Origin of the sequence: Actinomycetospora flava (assembly GCF_037400335.1) — a bacterium.
GTDB classification, from domain to species: domain Bacteria; phylum Actinomycetota; class Actinomycetes; order Mycobacteriales; family Pseudonocardiaceae; genus Actinomycetospora; species Actinomycetospora flava.
In genome coordinates this window covers 1-16558 of the sequence record NZ_JBBEGM010000003.1, presented here as the reverse complement: position 1 = coordinate 16558, position 16558 = coordinate 1, and the positions used below count along the sequence as shown (strand labels likewise).

Sequence of the window (16558 nt, the reverse complement as noted above, 5' to 3'; positions counted from 1 at the left end):
GGGCCGGACGGCCTAGTGCGCGTGGCCCGCCTGGTCGGCGAGCATCGTGAGGCCCTCGACCATGCCGCCGACGAGGTCGGACTCCTTGAACGACGCGACCATGCTCATCACCGCGAGCTTGGCGCCGCGGTCGTCGATGCGGCGGCTGGACTCGGCGCCGGTGACGATCTCGACGACGCGCTCGCCCGGGGACACGGCGACGACGACCGCCTCGGCGGCGCGGTCGCCGAGCGAGGCGTGCAGCTCCTCGGCGCGCTCCCGCGAGCGGGTGCCGAGCGCGCCGACCCACAGGGTGAACAGCAGCCCGGTCTCGCGGCACGCCAGCGTCAGCGCCTCGTCGAGCCGGGAGAGCTGGGACGCGGAGAACGGGGTGCGCGAGTCCTCGGCGAGCACGTCGGTCGCCTCGGAGATCCGCCCGGAGAGGGTGGCGACGCGCGCCTGGCCGTACACCGGGTCCTCGAGGACGCCGGGGCCGCGGGTCAGACGGGTGGTCTCGCCCGGCGCGTCCTGACGTGCCGGGACGACCTCACCATGTGCCACGAGCGCCTCCTCGGGCGGTGTGATCGGTGGCCGAGCCGGACGGCACGGCCTCGACGGTCGGCCCGGCGACGCCCGAGCCTCGGGGGTTGCCCATCCACCACAGCGGCTCGTGGTCCCAGGAGTCGCCGGAGCGGTAGCGCGCGCCGCGCGACGAGGGCCGGACGAGGGTCATGAGGGCGATGAGGCCGATACCCCCGAGCGAGGTCACGCCGTAGAGCAGGAAGGTGGTCAGCGGGCTCACGCGCAGCACCGTAGTGGATCGCGTCGACGACGTCCCGTCGTAGACCCCGTCCTCACACCTCGGGCGGACGGCGATCCCGCCACGGCCGCGCCGCCTCGAGCTCGGCGCCCAGTCCGAGCAGCACCGACTCCTCCCCCCGGCGCCCGCGCAGGGCGACGCCGATCGGCAGCCCGTCGGCCCACCCCAGCGGCAGCGAGATCGCCGGCTCGCCGGTCATGTTCGCGATCGCGTTCCACGGTGTGAATGCGACCTGGCGGGCGAAGTCGTCGGCGGGGTCGCCGGTCTCGGTGAACCACCCGACCGGCCGCGGGGGCAGCGCGACGGTCGGGGTGAGGACGGCGTCGTAGCCCGCGCGCTCGGCGACGAGCGCCCGCGTGACGACCTGGACCGTGTGCAGCGCCGCCATCGCCGCCATCCCGCCGGACTCGCGCCCGCGGGCGCGCAGCCAGCGGGTCAGCGGCTGCAGGCGCGGCTCGTCGGCGGGGTCGACGGGGTCGGCGAGCGAGAGCACCTTCCACAGCGTCAGGAACGCCGCGACGCCCTCGTCGGGCAGGCGGATCGCGACGGGCTCGACGTCGTGGCCGAGCTCGGCGAGCAGCGCCCCGGCGTCCTCCGCGGCCCCCCGGCAGGAGGGGTCGACCGCAACCCCGTCCAGCGGGGACTCCACGGCCAGCGCGATCCGGCGGCGCGGGGACGCCCGCTCGAGCGCGCCGAGGTAGCCGCCGCCGGGCGGCGGCGCCGGCACGAACGGCTCCCCGGGCGCGGGCACGGCCATCGCGTCGAGCAGGGCGGCGGCGTCCGCGACCGTGCGGGCGAGCGGGCCGTGCACCGAGAGCCCGGCCGGGTCGCCGCCGGCCGGACCGGCGGGCACGCGCCCGCGCGTCGTCTTCAGCCCGACGAGCCCGCAGGCCGAGGCGGGGATGCGGATCGAGCCGCCGCCGTCGGTGCCGTGTGCGACGGGCAGGATGCCGGCGGCCACCGCGGCCGCGGCCCCGCCGGAGGACCCGCCGGCCGAGCGGGTCCGGTCCCACGGCGTCACGGCCGGCGGCGCCCCGGCCGGCTCGGTGTAGCAGGGCAGGCCGAACTCGGGGACCGCGGTCTTGCCGATGCTGATCGTCCCGGCGCGGCGCAGCAGGCCGACGACGTCGTCGTCGCATTCGGGCACCCAGCCGTCGTAGATCACCGAGCCGCGGCGGGTCGGGACGCCGGCGGTCGCGGTCAAGTCCTTGACCGCCGTCGGGACCCCGCCGAGCGGACCAGCCCCCTCGAGCCCGGAGCGATCGAGCGCGCGGGCCGCGTCGCGGGCGCGGTCGGGCGTGAGCACGGTGAACGCCCCCAGCGCGGGGCCCAGACGCTCGGCGCGCGCGAGGGCGGCGTCGACGACGTCGAGGGCCGTGACGTCACCGCGCCGCACCGCGGCGGCCGTCTCGAGGGCGCTCAGCTCGTGGAGATCGCTCACGGTTGCCCCATGCTGCCGCATCACGGGACGCGTTGCGTGTCAGGCCGCGCTCTCCCCCAGGTACGGCAGCCAGAGCGGATCGGCGTCGACGAGCCCGGCGAGCAGGCGCCAGTGCCGCCCGCGGGGTGCCGTCGGCATGGTGCGCAGCGGCCAGCCGAGCTCGGCGAGCAGCTTGTCGGCCTTCTTGTGGTTGCACCGCGCGCAGCAGGCGACGCAGTTCTCCCACGTGTGGGTGCCGCCGCGGCTGCGCGGGACGACGTGGTCGATCGTCTCGGCCCGCCCGCCGCAGTACGCGCACCGGAACCGGTCGCGGTGCATGAGTGCGGCCCGGGTCAGCGGCACCCGCGCTCGGTACGGCACGCGGACGTAGGTGCTGAGCCGGATGACGGACGGGACCTCGACCGAGCCGGTGGCCGAGTGCAGGACGAGCCCGGCGGCGTCGCCGTGGACCACCTCGGCCTTGCCGCAGACCAGCAGCACGATCGCGCGCCGGAGCGGCAGCGCCGTGAGGGGCTCGAAGGTGGCGTTGAGGAGCAGGACCCGGCGGCGGCCCCACGGCGGCGACGCCAGCGGCGGGGCGGGGGGATCGACCGGGGAGTCGAAAGCATCCGGGGGGAGAGGGGGAGCGACGGTGAGTTCGGGGACGGGATCGGGAGGGTCGAACGCGCCGCGTGGCGCGGTGGTGGGCGGGACCTCGCTGACCAGCGGAGTCACGCTGCCGGGTTGTCGTTCGTGCACACGACCACCTCCCGCCGAGTTGGACCTAGTCGACCACACAACGGGCCCGATCGCACCTGTGTTCTCACCGAACGCATCGGCGCGTCACCCGCCCGTCACCGACGCGACGGCGGGGCGGGAGCGTGCTCTACCGTCGGGCGACGTGACCGTGCCGTTGCCGACGCCCCCTCCGGGCAGCCCCCCGGCCACCCCGACGCCGACCCCCGACTTCGCGTCGCCCCTGTCGTCCCCGCTGACGTCGCAGCCGCCGGCGTGCGCGGCCGACGCGGGGTCGCTGTGCCAGCGGGTGTACGAGCTGACCCAGACCGACTGGCTCTCCCGCTCGGCCGACCAGCTGATCACGCACCTCGTCGTCGTGCTGCTGATCATCGTCGTCGCGGTGGTGCTGCGCTTCGCCGTGCACCGCGCGATCGGGCGGCTGACCAACGGCGCGCGCGAGGGCCGGGTCCCGGCCCTGCTGCGGCCGCTGCGCGACCGCGCGGTCCGCACGCTGCGTGACGCCGCCCCGCTCATGGTCGAGCGGCGGACGCAGCGCGCGCAGGCGATCGGCTCGGTGCTGCGGTCGTTCTCGACGATCCTGATCTACGGGGTCGCGTTCGTGCTGATCCTGGGCGAGTTCGGGGTCAACCTCGCCCCGATCATCGCCTCGGCGGGCATCGTCGGCGTCGCGATCGGGTTCGGCGCGCAGAACCTCGTCCGCGACTTCCTGTCCGGCATCTTCATGATGCTCGAGGACCAGTACGGCGTCGGCGACATCGTCGACCTCGGCGAGGCCACCGGCACCGTCGAGGCGGTCGGCCTGCGCGTGACGACACTGCGCGACATCGCCGGGACCGTCTGGTACGTCCGCAACGGCGAGGTGCTGCGCGTCGGCAACTCCAGCCAGGGCTTCTCCGTCGCCGTCGTCGACATCCCCGTCGGCCACAGCGCCGACGTCGACGACGCCCTCGAGATCGCCGAACGCGCCGCGAACGCCGAGTGCGCCGAGCCCAAGATCGCGAGCAAGGTGATCGCGCCGCCGGAGATGCTCGGCGTCCAGTCGGTGACCGCCGAGGGCGTGCTCATGCGCCTGACCATCAGGACGCGCCCCGGCGAGCAGTGGGCGGTGCAGCGCGCCGTCGCCGCCGAGGTCAAGACGCAGCTCGACGCGGCGGGCGTCCCGGCGCCCTTCCCGTTCACGGGGCGTTCAGGCGTCGCCGGCCCGGGCACTCCCGCGGTCTGATGCGACCCGCCACCCCGGGATCTGGGACGGTGGTGGGGTGAGCGCACCACAGGCCGGTCGACCCGACACGTTCTACGAGGCCGTGGGCGGGCACGAGACGTTCGTGGCGATCGTGCACCGCTTCTACGAGCAGGTCGCCGACGACCCGGTCCTGCGTCCCCTCTACCCCGAGGAGGACCTGGGCCCGGCCGAGCAGCGGCTGCTGATGTTCCTCGAGCAGTACTGGGGCGGCCCGCAGACCTACTCCCACCACCGCGGACACCCCCGCCTGCGCATGCGGCACGGGCCGTTCCCCATCGGGCCGCTCGAGCGCGACGCGTGGCTGCGCTGCATGCGCGTCGCCGTCGACGAGGCCGCCCTGCCCGAGGAACGGCGCCGGCAGATGTGGGAGTACTTCGAGATGGCCGCGACGAGCATGATGAACAAGGCGTGGTGACGGTGCCCGACAACCCTCTGCAGAACGTCTCCTTCCCCTCGAACGGGCGCACCGCCCACGGCTACCTGGCGCTGCCGGAGTCGGGCGCGGGTCCCGGTGTGATCGTGATCCAGGAGTGGTGGGGGCTGACCTCCCACATCGCCGACATCGCGCACCGCCTCGCGGCCGAGGGGTTCGTCGCCCTCGCCCCCGACCTGTACGGCGGCACCACGACGCACGACGCCGACGAGGCCGGACGGCTCATGCAGGAGCTGCCCGTCGACCGGGCGGCCACCGACCTCGCCGGTGCCGTCGACTTCCTGCTGGGCCACGAGGCCGTCACGGGCGACAAGGTCGGCGCCGTCGGGTTCTGCATGGGCGGCGGGTTCGTGCTCGTCCTCGCGGCGCAGCAGGGCGACAAGATCGGTGCCGCCGTGCCGTTCTACGGCGTGCTCGGCGAGGACTACCCGAGCTTCGCGAACCTGTCCGCGCCCCTGCTCGGCCACTTCGGCGAGGAGGACGAGATGGCCCCGCCGGACGCCGTCGAGGAGCTCGCCGAGCGCATCGAGGCCGAGTCCGGCGTGACCCCGGACTTCCGCATCTACCCGTCCGGGCACGCGTTCTTCAACGAGGAGAACCACCTGGGCACCTACGACCCCGAGCAGGCCCTCAAGGCCTGGAGCGCGACCCGGGACTTCCTGCGGGCGAATCTGCGCTGACCCGCGCTCACACCAGCACGGTGAGGGCCGGGCGGCGGTGGCGCACGATCGCCGCGTGCCCCGCGTCCAGGCGCATCCACGCCCCGTCGCCCGACAGTGCCACGGTCACCGGCGCGCCGTCCTCCGGCCACCCCATCCCCGCCACCGCGACCACGCAGCGAGCGGGCACGCGCGCCCCGCCGGCCTCCCAGACCGTCGCGTCGAGCCCCGACGCGTCGGCCCGCGCCACGATCGCCTCCACCTCGCCCGCCGGGATCGCGCCGACGACGTCCCAGGCCGGCGCGCCGGGGAGGTCGCCGCGCCAGCGGTCGTCGACCGGGCGGCCCGGGTCCAGCTCGGGGGCGTCGACGACCGACAGCGCCGCGAGCAGGTCCGACGCCATCACCGTGACGTCCGCGGGGTCGACACGTCCCGGCGCCGTGGTGGTGACGAGCACGGCGAAGGGTGTGCCGGCCCAGAGCGCCACGGTGTCGTCGGCGCTCCGGAGCCGCACCACCGCCGCCGGGTCGAGCCGCACCACCCGCCCGACGACGTCGGCGAGCGCCGCCCGGTCGCCGGCGTCCGGGACCGCGAGCGTCACTGCGCGTACTCGACCAGGAAGGCCCGCTCCTCCGCGGTGAGCCGGCGGGGCCGCTCGGTCGCGAGGTCGTACGGCACGAGCTGGGTGGTCGCCGTCGCCGCGGGCTTCGCGTCGTCGAACCCGCCGTCCCCGTTGCCGGAGGGCAGCAGGAGCCGGTACGCGACGAGGAACGACGCGGCCTTCACGTCCTGCGCGGTCATCTCCACCCGCACCCCGGCGGGCGTCCACGGGATCGGCCGGCGGTAGCGCACCTGCAGGGTGGCCACGAGCAGGCCGGCCTCGAAGGCGGCGACGCCCGCCCGGGTCGCGGCGTCGAAGAGCAGGCCGGTCCGGGCGTCCTCGAGCAGCGTCACCACGCGGGCGTGGTTGACGTGCCCGTAGGCGTCCTGGTCGGACCAGCGCACCGCGACGTCGTTGACGTAGGGCGCCACGCGCGTTCCTCCGGGGTGTGTGAGCGGTCAGCGGACCATGCTGCGGATCTGGCGGGCGGCGACCGAGACGGTCGCGAGGTCCGCGCGACCCACCTCGGCGATCTCGGCGAGCGCCGTGCGCGCGCGCATCAGCCGCGACGCGTTCGCCTGCTCCCAGTGCTCGATCTTCTCGTCCGCCGTCTCGTCGAACCCGGTGTCCGCGAGCACGTCGAGGGTGATCGCGCGCAGCGCCGAGTACAGCTCGTCGCGCAGCGAGAGCCGTGCGAGCGCGTGCCAGCGGTCGGCGCGCTCGAGCCCGGCGACCGCCGTCAGGAGCGCGTCGAAGCCGAGGTGCTCGGAGAGCGCGTAGTACAGCTCGGCCACGGAGAGCATCTCGTCGTCGGTGACCTCGCCGTCGTCCGCGCGCAGCCCGCCCCGCTCGCGCTCGGCGAACTCGGCGATCTCCACGACGTCGAGCAGACCGAACGCGTAGAGCCCGCCGACGGCGCGGCGGGCCAGGTCGACCGGCGCACCCCCGTCCACGAACGTCTGGGTGCGCTCGGCGAGACCTTCGGCCTCTTCGCCCCGCAGCAGCTCGGGCACCCGCGGCGCCAGCTGGGTCACCCACGGCGAGAACCGCGTGACCTCCGCGCCGACCGCCAGGGGCTGCGGGCGGTGGGTGAGGAACCAGCGCGCGACGCGGTCGAGCTGGCGGCGGAGCGCGAGGGTGAGCCGGTCGGCGACGAGGGTCGACAGCGTCCGCTCCCCCGCCGCGATGTCGTCGGCGAGCACGTCGAGCCCGAACACCGTGGTGGCGACGTGGTAGGCGCGCACCGCGTCGCCCGGCGTCGCCGCGACCTCCTGCGCGAGGCGGTGGACGTAGGTCAGCCCGCCCCCGTCGACCACCGTGTTCGCCAGCATCGTCGTGACGATCTGCCGGCGCAGCGGGTGCGCCGACACCGCCTCCGGGTAGCGCTCGGCGAACACCGCCGGGAAGTAGGACGGCAGGCGCCGGGCGAAGACCTCGAGGTCGGGCACCTCGGACGCCGCGAGCGCGTCGGTGAGGTCGAGCTTGACGTGCGCCATCAGCGTCGAGAGCTCCGGGCTCGACAGACCCTCCCCCGCGGCGACGCGGGCGGCGAACTCCTCGGCGGTGGGCAGGACGTCGAGCTCGCGGTCCAGCCGCCCCCGCTCCTCGAGGTCCTCGACCAGCGACTCCTGCACGTGTGCCATCGGCGCCGCGTGGTACCGCGACACGCCCAGCACCTCGTTCTGGCTGACGTTGTCGGCGAGCACGAGGTCCGCGACCTCGTCGGTGGTCGCGGCGATCTGCTCGTCGCGGTCGGCGGGCGCCAGCTCGCCGCGCTCGACCAGCGAGTCGAGCAGGATCTTGATGTTGACCTCGTGGTCGGAGCAGTCGACGCCCGCGCTGTTGTCGATGGCGTCGGTGTTGACCTTCCCGCCGCGGCGCGCGTACTCGATGCGGCCGCGCTGGGTCAGCCCGAGGTTGCCGCCCTCGCCCACCACCGCGACACGCAGCTCGTCGCCGTCCACCCGCACGGCGTCGTTGCTCTTGTCGCCGACGTCGGCGTGGGTCTCGCTCGACGCCTTGACGTAGGTGCCGATGCCGCCGTTCCACAGCAGGTCCGCCGGCGCCCGCAGGATGGCGCGCACCAGCGACGGCGGGTCGAGCTCGCCCGCGTCGATGCCGAGCACCTCGGCGGCGCGCGGCGACACCGGGATCGCCTTCATCGTGCGCGGGTACACCCCGCCGCCGTCGCTGATGAGCGAGGAGTCGTAGTCGGCCCACGACGACCGCGGCAGCTCGAAGAGGCGGCTGCGCTCGGCGAACGAGACCGCCGGGTCCGGGTCGGGGTCGAGGAAGACGTGCCGGTGGTCGAACGCGGCGACGATCCGGAGGTGCTCGGAGAGCAGCATCCCGTTGCCGAAGACGTCGCCGGACATGTCGCCGACGCCGACGACGGTGATCTCGTCGCTCGCGACGTCGCGCCCGAGCTCGCGGAAGTGGCGGCGCACGCTCTCCCAGGCGCCGCGGGCGGTGATGCCCATGGCCTTGTGGTCGTAGCCCACCGAGCCGCCGGACGCGAACGCGTCGCCCAGCCAGAAGCCGTACTCGCCGGCCACGCCGTTGGCGATGTCGGAGAACGTCGCGGTGCCCTTGTCGGCCGCGACGACCAGATAGGGGTCGTCGCCGTCGTAGCGCACGACGTCGGACGGGGTGCGGATCGCCGACTGCGCGGCGTGCCCGGCCCGGTTGTCCACGAGGTCCAGGAGGCCGGAGATGAACATGCGGTAGCACGTAACGCCCTCGGCACGTGTGGCGTCGCGGTCGGCGGCGGCGTCACCGGTCGTGGCGGGCGGGCGCTTCACCACGAACCCGCCCTTGGCGCCCACCGGGACGATCACCGCGTTCTTCACGGCCTGCGCCTTGACCAGCCCGAGGATCTCCGTGCGGTAGTCCTGCAGTCGGTCCGACCAGCGCAGACCGCCGCGGGCGATGTCGCCGAACCGCAGGTGGACGCCCTCGACGCGCGCCGAGTACACGAACGTCTCGATCGCCGGCGCCGGCTCGGGCACGCCGGGCACCTGCGCCGGGTCGAGCTTCAGCGCGAGGAACGGGCGGCGGGGCGTGCGGAAGTAGTTGGTGCGCAGCACCGCGCGCACCACCCCGAGCAGCGAGCGCAGGATGCGGTCCGCGTCGAGGCTCGTGACCTCGGCGATCGCCGCCGTGACGCGGCCGTCGACCTCGGCGACGCGGCGCTCGCGCTCGTCGTCGTCCAGCGCGGGGTCGAAGCGGGCCTCGAACAGCTCGACGAGGCCCACCGCGACGTCGCGGTGCGCACCGACGACGTCGGTGATGTAGCTCTGCCCGTAGGCGTTGCCGATCTGGCGCAGGTAGCGCGAGAACGCCCGCAGCACCGCCGCCTGGCGCCACGTCAGGCCCGCCCGCACGACGAGCGCGTTGAACCCGTCGGCGCCGGCCAGCTCGCTCCACACGGCGTCGAACGCCTCGGCGAACCGCTCGGTGAGGTCGTGCTCGGTGCCCGGCGGCACCGTGTCCGCGTCGCCGAGGCGAAGACCGAAGTCGTTGATCCAGCACGTGACGCCGTCGCTGCGCGTCACCTCGTAGGGTCGCTCGTCGACGACCACCACGCCCAGCGACTGCAGCGCCGGCAGCACCGACGACAGCGTCGCCCGGCGCCCCGCGAGGTAGAGCTTCAGGCGCCGGTCCCCCGCGTCGGGGTTGGTCGGCCGGTAGAGGCGCACCGCGGTGTCGCCGCCGTCGGTGCTCTGCGGGGACAGGCCCTCGAGGACCCGCAGGTCCAGCAGCCCGCGCTCCGGCCCGAAGTCCTCCTTGTAGGCCTCGGCGAACGGCTCCCCGATGGCCGCGATGACCGCCCGTTCCTCGCCGCTGGCCGCCTCGCGCAGGCGGTCCGACCAGGTCCGCGCGGCCTCCGCGAGGTCGTTCGTGAGCGTCTCGAGGTCGGGGGTCACCGGGTCCTCGCGCCCCGTGTGCACGGTGACGTGCAGCAGCGCGAGCTGGTCCTCGGTGACGCGCGCCGTGTGCTCGAGATCGGTGCCGCGCAGTTCCTGCATGAGGACGTCCTGCATCCGCAGGCGCGCCGCGGTGGTGTAGCGGTCCCGCGGCAGGTAGATCATGCAGGAGAAGTAGCGGCCGAACGGGTCGCGGCGCAGGAACAGCCGGACCCGCCGGCGCTCGGCGAGGTCGAGCACGCCGGTCGCGGTGGCCTCCAGCGACGCGCGGTCGGTGCACAGGAGCTCCGCGCGCGGGTAGGTCTGCAGCACCTCGAGCAGACGCTGCCCCGACCACGAGTCGACGGGCAGCCCCGCCTCGACGACGACCTCCTGCACCCGGCGCGACACCACGGGGATGCCGAGCACGTCGGCGTGGCGCGCGGCGACGGTCAGGATGCCGAGGAACCGGTGCTCCCCGACGAGGCGGCCGTCCTCGTCGAAGATGCTCACCCCGACGTAGAGCGGGTGCTCCGGGCGGTGCACGGTCGACCGGGCGCTGGCGCGGGTGAGCACGAGCAGCCGCCGGGACGCCGAGTCGCCGCCGGTGCCCGCGGGGCTGACGCTGTCCGGGCTCGCGGTGAGGGTGCGGGCGACGAGGCTGTCGCGGCGCAGCACGCCCAGCCCGGTGGCGAGCACCCCGCGCAGCGCCGGCCCCTCCGGGGTGTCGACGACCTCCTGCCGCCGGTACCCGAGCATGATCAGGTTGCCCTGCGCGAACCACCGCAGCAGCGCGACGGTGTCGGCGGTCTCGGCCGTGTCGTCCGGTCCGACCGCGCCGTCCAGCTCGTCGGCGAGCGCGCGGGCGGTCGAGTTCATCCGGTCGCCGTCCTCGACGACCTCGCGCACGTCGGTGAGCACGCTCGACAGCCGCGCGTGCAGGTCGGCGGCGAGGTCGCGCGCCGGGTCGGATCCGGGCAGGTCGCCGAGCTCGATGTTCATCCACGACTCGGCCACGGTGCCCGGCGGCGGCGCCGCGGGGTCGGCGAGCGGGAGGATGTCGAGCAGCTCGCCCCGCACGTCGCGGCGCACGACCACCACCGGGTGCACGACGCGGTGCACGCTCGCCCCGGTGCGGTCGAGCTCGGCGAGCACCGAGTCGATGAGGAACGGCATGTCGTCGGTGACGACGAGCACCGAGATCCGGCCCGCCGAGCCCGGGGTGTCGAGCACCGCCGTGACCGGTTTCCCCGGCACTCGCAGCCGCGCGAGGCTGCGGTGCGCGCGGACCGTGGCGAGCGCGTCCGCCGGGTCCGCGACGAGCTCGCCGTCGGGCACGCGGTCGAAGTAGGCCACCGCGAGCTCGCCCAGCGCCGAGTCCGGCGGGCGCTGCTCCGCGGCCACGGTGCGCAGGACTCCGCGGTCGGCGGGCCAGTCGCCGGCCTCCACGGGCGTCGTGAGCGGCTCCGTCCCCGTGGTCATGCCGCGCCTCCGCGCGTGAGGGGCCGTCGAGCCGGCACCGGCGCGGCCTGGGGATCGTCGCCGTTCCTCCGGGCGTCCACGCCCGCCACCCTAACGATCCGCCCGCGGGCCGCCGCCGTCCGGACGTCCGGGTCGAGGTGTCTGCCCGGTCGCTCGATTCAGACGGTCACCGGCGCGCCCGGTGCTCGTCCGGGGCCGGTGTGCCGGGGCCTGCGGAGTGGTAGGCGTCCATCGCGTCGGCGAGCAGGTCCGCCAGCCGGGGCCCGGAGTCGTCGGCCTTGCGCGCCGAGGGCACCCCGTTGCGGGTGCCGCCGCCCCGTGTCGGCGGGCGCGCCCGCCCGTCCCCGTTCGTGCCGGGGGTGCGCCCGTTGAGCTGGGACGTCGGCGGCGCAGGGGCCGGCGGTGCGGCGTCCTGGTACTCGCTCAGCAGGTCGACGAGCGTCAGCGCCAGCTCGCGCCGGTACTCGTCGTCGACGCCGGCGGTCGCGGCCGCCTGGGCGTCACTCACCGCCTCGCCCCACCGCGCCGCGATGGTCACGGGCTCGTCGTCCCGGCCGGCACGGCCGTCGACACCCCCGCCCGCGAGGTACCGGCCAGCGGCGAGGTGGCCGTTCTCCGCCGTTCCTGGGTGGGCGTCGCGTCCCCGCCCCTCGCGGTCCGCGGACCACGTGTCAGCGCCCCGCATGACCTGACCGCCGCCCACGACCCCGTGGCCGTTGCCGGACCGGGAGCGGTCGCCGACGGCGTCCTCGGCGTCCCCGAGGGCACTCGCGGGCGGACGGCCGCCGGTCTCCGCGCCCGTTCCCCTGAAGACGCCCAGCCCCGCGTCGCGAGCCCGCTCACCGGCCGCGGCACGGCCCGCCTGCGGGTCCCGTCGGTGGCGGTGCGGCTCGACCCGGTCGTCGAGCGCGCTGTCGGACCGACGCTCGGAGGGCCGCGGGTTGTCGGTGTCCCGGCGCTCGCGTGGCACGGGCTCCCCGCCGTCGGCTCCGGTGGTCGGCTCGGCGCGGCGTGGCAGCAGGTCGTTCGTCTCCCACCGGGCACGCGCCCGCGCGAGCCGCCGGCTGCGGGCCTCCTCGGCCGTGTCTCCTCCGCTGTCGTCCGGCAACCGACCGAGCAACGGGTCCGGCGCCGACTTCTCGCTCTCGCTCGAGGTCGAGGTCTGGGGCGCGGCCGAGGCCGCTGCTGCGGCGAGGACCGCGTCGAGTCCTCCTTCGCGGGCGGCGGCGAGCGCGGCGGCGAGGGCCTCGCCAGGATCGTCGTCGTCGCGGTAGCGGGCCCGCCGACGACGGGGCGCCGGCTCCGGGGCGCTCCCCTCGCCGGTCCCGGGTGTCGACGTCGGCGGTTCCCCGGCGCCGGCCTCGGTGGACCCGGCCCACCCGAGGTCCTCGACGGGACCGGGCGTCGCGCCCAGGAGCACCCCACCCGGCGCGTCGTCGGTCGACTCCCCTCCGCGGTCGTCCCCCCGCTCCCCGCTCGGAGCCCCGAACGCGGCGAGGGACGCACGGAGGTCGGCCAGCGGGTCGGGGTCGGGGTCGGACTCGGGCGCGGAGTCGGGTTCGGCGTGGGAATCGGTGTCGGGTTCGGCGTCGCCGGCGGCGTCGGGCCGACCCGGCGCGACGTCGCCGGCCGCCGGAGCTGCCTCAGTGCGCGCAAGGGCCACGGCGAGGGCGATCCGCGCCCGCGTGGTCTCCTCGCGCGCCGCGGTGGCGTGCGCGTGGGCGCGGCGCAGCTCGTCGAGCGCGTGGCGGCTCTCGCCGCGCTGGGCGGCGACGTCCGCGAGCACCTCGATCGCCTCCGCGGCCTGGGCCTCGTGGCCGCGCGCGATCAGATCGGCCTCCGCCTCCCGGGCGAGCCGGGCGGCGGTGTCGACGTCCCCGGCCGGCAGCGAGACGAGTCGCGCGAGCACGCACCGCACCCGTCCCACCGCGAGTGCCGTCGTCGCCTGCGGGGCCGCCGCGAGCGACGACTCGCCGACCGCCCGGGCCTCGTCGGGACGGCCGAGCTCGGCGAGCAGCTCGACCTGGTCGGCGACGAGCATGGCGCTCTCCCGGCTCCCGTCGGGTCCGGACTCGCCGATCGACGCGTTCCGGAGGACCGCCAGGGCGTCCGTCGCGTCGCCCGCCACGCGCCGGGCCCGCGCCCGGGACCGTTGCACGGCGACGCGCCGGACGTCGTCGGTCGCGGTCCCGACGAGGTCCTCGACCTGACGGGCGGCGGCGTCCACGCCGGGAACGTCCCCCCGCGCGGCGCGCGCGGCCGCCCACGCCACGAGGGCGTCCCCGCGCACCGCGACGGGCAGGACCTGTCCGCCCGCGAGCGGCTCGAGCAGCGCCTCCGCCGCGTCGACCTCCGCGCAGCGCACCGCCGCGAGGGCGAGTTCGCAGCGCAGCACCGCCGCGTCGGTCGCACGGGCGTCCCGCTCCGCGTCGCGCAGTTGCGGCACGGCGCGCAGGATCAGCGCGGCCGCCCGGTCCGACTGCCCGAGGGCGAGCACGGCCGAGCGCTCGGCCGCGTGCCGCGCCCCGGCGTCGTCGCCCGCCGAGCGTGCGACGTGCTCGGCCAGCGCGACGCTCAGCGCGGGGTCCGTCCACCGCAGACCCTCGGCGACCTCGAGGATCGCGCTCGCGCTGAGCCCGTGGACAGCGGCCTGCCGCGCCGACCCCTCCACCGTGTCCCGGTCCTTCAGTCCCGGGTCAGCTTGCGGTGGGTGACGCGGTGCGGACGGGCGGCGTCCGGACCGAGGCGGCTGATCTTGTTCTCCTCGTAGTCGGCGAAGTTGCCCTCGAACCAGAACCACGACGCCGGGTGGTCGTCCGTGCCCTCCCACGCGAGGATGTGGGTGCAGACGCGGTCGAGGAACCAGCGGTCGTGGGACACGACCACGGCGCAGCCGGGGAAGTTCTCGAGGGCGTTCTCCAGCGACGACAGCGTCTCGACGTCCAGGTCGTTCGTCGGCTCGTCGAGCAGCAGCAGGTTCCCGCCCTGCTTGAGCGTCATCGCCAGGTTCAGACGGTTGCGCTCACCGCCGGAGAGGACGTTGACCGGCTTCTGCTGGTCGGGTCCCTTGAAGCCGAACGCCGAGATGTAGGCCCGGGACGGCATCTCGACGTTGCCGACCTGGATGAAGTCGAGCCCGTTGGAGACGACCTTCCAGACGTTGTCGGTGCCGGAGAGACCCTCCCGCCCCTGGTCGACGTAGGACAGCTTGACCGTGTCGCCGACCCGGACGTCACCGGAGTCGGGCTTCTCGAGCCCGACGATCGTCTTGAACAGCGTCGTCTTGCCGACGCCGTTCGGTCCGATCACGCCGACGATGCCGTTGGGCGGCAGGGAGAACGACAGGTCCTTGATGAGCAGCCGGTCGTCGAAGCCCTTGTCGAGGTGGCTGACCTCGACCACCACGTTGCCCAGACGCGGGCCCGGCGGGATCTGGATCTCCTCGAAGTCGAGCTTGCGCGTCTTCTCCGCCTCGGCCGCCATCTCCTCGTAGCGGGCCAGACGCGACTTGCTCTTCGCCTGCCGCGCCTTCGCGCCCGACCGTACCCAGGCGAGCTCGTCCTTGAGCCGCTTCTGCAGCTTCGAGTCCTTGCGGCCCTGGACCGCGATCCGGTCGGCCTTCTTCTCGAGGTAGACCGAGTAGTTGCCCTCGTAACCGATGGCGCGGCCCCGGTCCAGCTCGAGGATCCAGCCCGCGACGTTGTCGAGGAAGTACCGGTCGTGGGTGACGGCGAGGACGGCGCCCTCGTAGCTCGCCAGGTGCTGCTCCAGCCACTGGACGCTCTCGGCGTCGAGGTGGTTGGTGGGCTCGTCGAGCAACAGCAGGTCGGGCTTGCTGATCAGCAGCTTGCACAGCGCCACGCGCCGTCGCTCGCCCCCGGAGAGGTGGGTGACCGGCTCGTCGCCGGGCGGGCAGCGCAGCGCGTCCATGGCCTGCTGCAGCTGCGAGTCGAGGTCCCACGCGTCGGCGTTGTCGAGCTCCTCCTGGAGGCCGCCCATCTCCTCCATGAGCTCGTCGGAGTAGTCGGTCGCCATCAGCTCGGCGATCTCGTTGTAGCGCGCGAGCTTGGTGGCGACGTCGCCGGCGCCCTCCTGCACGTTGCCGAGGACCGTCTTCTCCTCGTTGAGCGGCGGCTCCTGCTGCAGGATGCCGACGGTCGCGCCCGGGGCGGCGAACGCCTCGCCGTTGTTGGGCTGGTCGAGTCCGGCCATGATCTTCAGAACGCTCGACTTGCCCGCCCCGTTGGGACCGACGACACCGATCTTTGCGCCGGGCAGGAAGCTCAGCGTGACGTCGTCGAGGATGACCTTGTCACCATGGGCCTTGCGAACCTTCTTCATGGTGTAGATGAACTCAGCCACGCCCTCGATGGTAGTTGGCACGACTCGGCGCCCACCGGCCCCGGGGCCGGTTCAGGCGCTCGCCCGCGTGGAGGCGGATCGGCGGCGTTCACCGGTGGCGATCCCGGTGACCGTCGCACCCTCCGGCGGGGTCTCCCCCGCCTCCACCGCCCCGTCGGCCCCGTCGACGTCGACGCGCGGCGCCGGGCCTCCGAGGTCGGTGGCCGGCCCGCCGAGCGAGCTCACCTCCTCGACGCGGCGGTCGGCCTCGAGCGGGCCCACAGCGCCACCGGCGGTCACCTCCGCGGCCGCCCCGTCGGCGCCCTCGACGGCGGCGGTGCGCCACGGGTTGACCGTGGCGGTGCAGCGACCGAGGTCCGGCCCGACCGCTGTCGCACTGATCTCGGTCATGTACCGCCGCACGCCCTCGACCTCGTACTCGCGCACCGACAGACGCCCCGTGACGACGACCGGGTCGCCCTTGACGAGGAGGCGCGCTCCGTCCGCCAGACGCCGCCAGCAGTTCACCAGGGCGGTGAAGCGGTCGCCGTCGACCCAGGAGTCGGTCGCCCTGTCGTATCGGCGCTCCGAACTCGCGACCCGGAAGGTCACGAGGAGGTGCTCCTGGTTCGCGCCCACCCGCTTGGTGATCACGTCGCCGGCGACGTTGCCCGTCACCGTCACCATCGTCTCGTTCACGTGGCACTCCGCTCGCTCCGCGCCGGGACGATTCCCGGCTCGCTGCGAGAAGCGTCCCCGCCGAACGACGGAGAGCGTGAGCGTCGATCGACGTGCTGGGGATGAACGGGTGGGGTGGGGACAACTCGCGGACGGCTCGAGCCCATCTCTGCGCCGATCGCGGTACGCGAATGCTCCAGGCGATAGACAGCGCTCGGGGGCCCGCTCCCGGAGACAC

The 16558-nt window shown here is 74.8% G+C and carries 13 protein-coding genes; 3 read left to right on the top strand and 10 right to left on the bottom strand.

Annotated elements, in window-relative coordinates; translation table 11 throughout:
- Nucleotides 1-12: 12 nt before the first annotated feature.
- Genes WCD58_RS09625 through WCD58_RS09610 form a run of 4 tightly spaced genes read right to left on the bottom strand, consistent with a single transcriptional unit; the run spans nucleotide 13 to nucleotide 2978 of the window.
- The gene (locus WCD58_RS09625) at nucleotides 13-540 is read right to left on the bottom strand and encodes a DUF5130 family protein (RefSeq protein WP_337702076.1); all 528 of its coding nucleotides are present in this window, start codon (nucleotides 538-540) and stop codon (nucleotides 13-15) included.
- Nucleotides 527-781 (bottom strand): aa3-type cytochrome oxidase subunit CtaJ, encoded by a 255-nt coding sequence (gene ctaJ / locus WCD58_RS09620; RefSeq protein ID WP_337702074.1) that lies wholly within the window; start codon nucleotides 779-781, stop codon nucleotides 527-529. The genes WCD58_RS09625 and ctaJ overlap by 14 nt, the downstream gene beginning before the upstream one ends.
- A 52-nt stretch (nucleotides 782-833) precedes the next feature.
- A complete protein-coding gene (locus tag WCD58_RS09615) occupies nucleotides 834-2240 on the bottom strand; it encodes an amidase (RefSeq protein ID WP_337702072.1) in 1407 nt (468 codons plus the stop codon).
- Nucleotides 2241-2279: 39 nt separating this feature from the next.
- Nucleotides 2280-2978 (bottom strand): HNH endonuclease, encoded by a 699-nt coding sequence (locus WCD58_RS09610; RefSeq protein ID WP_337702070.1) that lies wholly within the window; start codon nucleotides 2976-2978, stop codon nucleotides 2280-2282.
- Between the two features lie 220 nt (nucleotides 2979-3198).
- Here WCD58_RS09610 and WCD58_RS09605 point away from each other — a divergent pair, with 220 nt between their 5' ends.
- The 3 genes from WCD58_RS09605 to WCD58_RS09595 are packed head-to-tail and all read left to right on the top strand — an operon-like array spanning nucleotide 3199 to nucleotide 5334.
- Nucleotides 3199-4200: a mechanosensitive ion channel family protein gene (locus WCD58_RS09605; protein ID WP_337702868.1), complete on the top strand. Its 1002-nt coding sequence runs from the start codon at nucleotides 3199-3201 to the stop codon at nucleotides 4198-4200.
- A gap of 37 nt (nucleotides 4201-4237) precedes the next feature.
- A complete protein-coding gene (locus WCD58_RS09600) occupies nucleotides 4238-4636 on the top strand; it encodes a globin (RefSeq protein ID WP_337702068.1) in 399 nt (132 codons plus the stop codon).
- Between the two features lie 2 nt (nucleotides 4637-4638).
- Nucleotides 4639-5334 carry a dienelactone hydrolase family protein gene (locus WCD58_RS09595; RefSeq protein ID WP_337702066.1) on the top strand — a complete coding sequence of 232 codons (696 nt, stop codon included), beginning with the start codon at nucleotides 4639-4641 and terminating at the stop codon, nucleotides 5332-5334.
- A gap of 7 nt (nucleotides 5335-5341) precedes the next feature.
- On the opposite strand, the gene WCD58_RS09590 is transcribed toward WCD58_RS09595, so the two are convergent.
- From WCD58_RS09590 to WCD58_RS09565, 6 genes are all read right to left on the bottom strand, one after another.
- Nucleotides 5342-5914, bottom strand: a complete 573-nt coding sequence (locus WCD58_RS09590; protein ID WP_337702064.1) for a DUF8010 domain-containing protein — start codon at nucleotides 5912-5914, stop codon at nucleotides 5342-5344.
- Nucleotides 5911-6345 carry an acyl-CoA thioesterase gene (locus WCD58_RS09585; RefSeq protein WP_337702062.1) on the bottom strand — a complete coding sequence of 145 codons (435 nt, stop codon included), beginning with the start codon at nucleotides 6343-6345 and terminating at the stop codon, nucleotides 5911-5913. The genes WCD58_RS09590 and WCD58_RS09585 overlap by 4 nt, the downstream gene beginning before the upstream one ends.
- 27 nt (nucleotides 6346-6372) lie before the next feature.
- Entirely contained in the window at nucleotides 6373-11301 is a 4929-nt protein-coding gene (locus WCD58_RS09580; protein ID WP_337702060.1) for an NAD-glutamate dehydrogenase, read from the bottom strand.
- A gap of 166 nt (nucleotides 11302-11467) precedes the next feature.
- Nucleotides 11468-13972, bottom strand: a complete 2505-nt coding sequence (locus WCD58_RS09575) for a hypothetical protein (RefSeq protein ID WP_337702058.1) — start codon at nucleotides 13970-13972, stop codon at nucleotides 11468-11470.
- A gap of 14 nt (nucleotides 13973-13986) precedes the next feature.
- Nucleotides 13987-15663, bottom strand: a complete 1677-nt coding sequence (ettA, locus tag WCD58_RS09570) for an energy-dependent translational throttle protein EttA (protein ID WP_337702056.1) — start codon at nucleotides 15661-15663, stop codon at nucleotides 13987-13989.
- A 51-nt stretch (nucleotides 15664-15714) separates the two neighbouring features.
- A complete protein-coding gene (locus tag WCD58_RS09565) occupies nucleotides 15715-16341 on the bottom strand; it encodes a single-stranded DNA-binding protein (RefSeq protein WP_337702055.1) in 627 nt (208 codons plus the stop codon).
- Nucleotides 16342-16558: the final 217 nt, after the last annotated feature.

Excerpts from the sequence above, each read along its gene's own strand:
- WCD58_RS09580 (WP_337702060.1), bottom strand. The coding sequence starts at position 11,301 with ATGACCACGGGGACGGAGCCGCTCACGACGCCCGTGGAGGCCGGCGAC.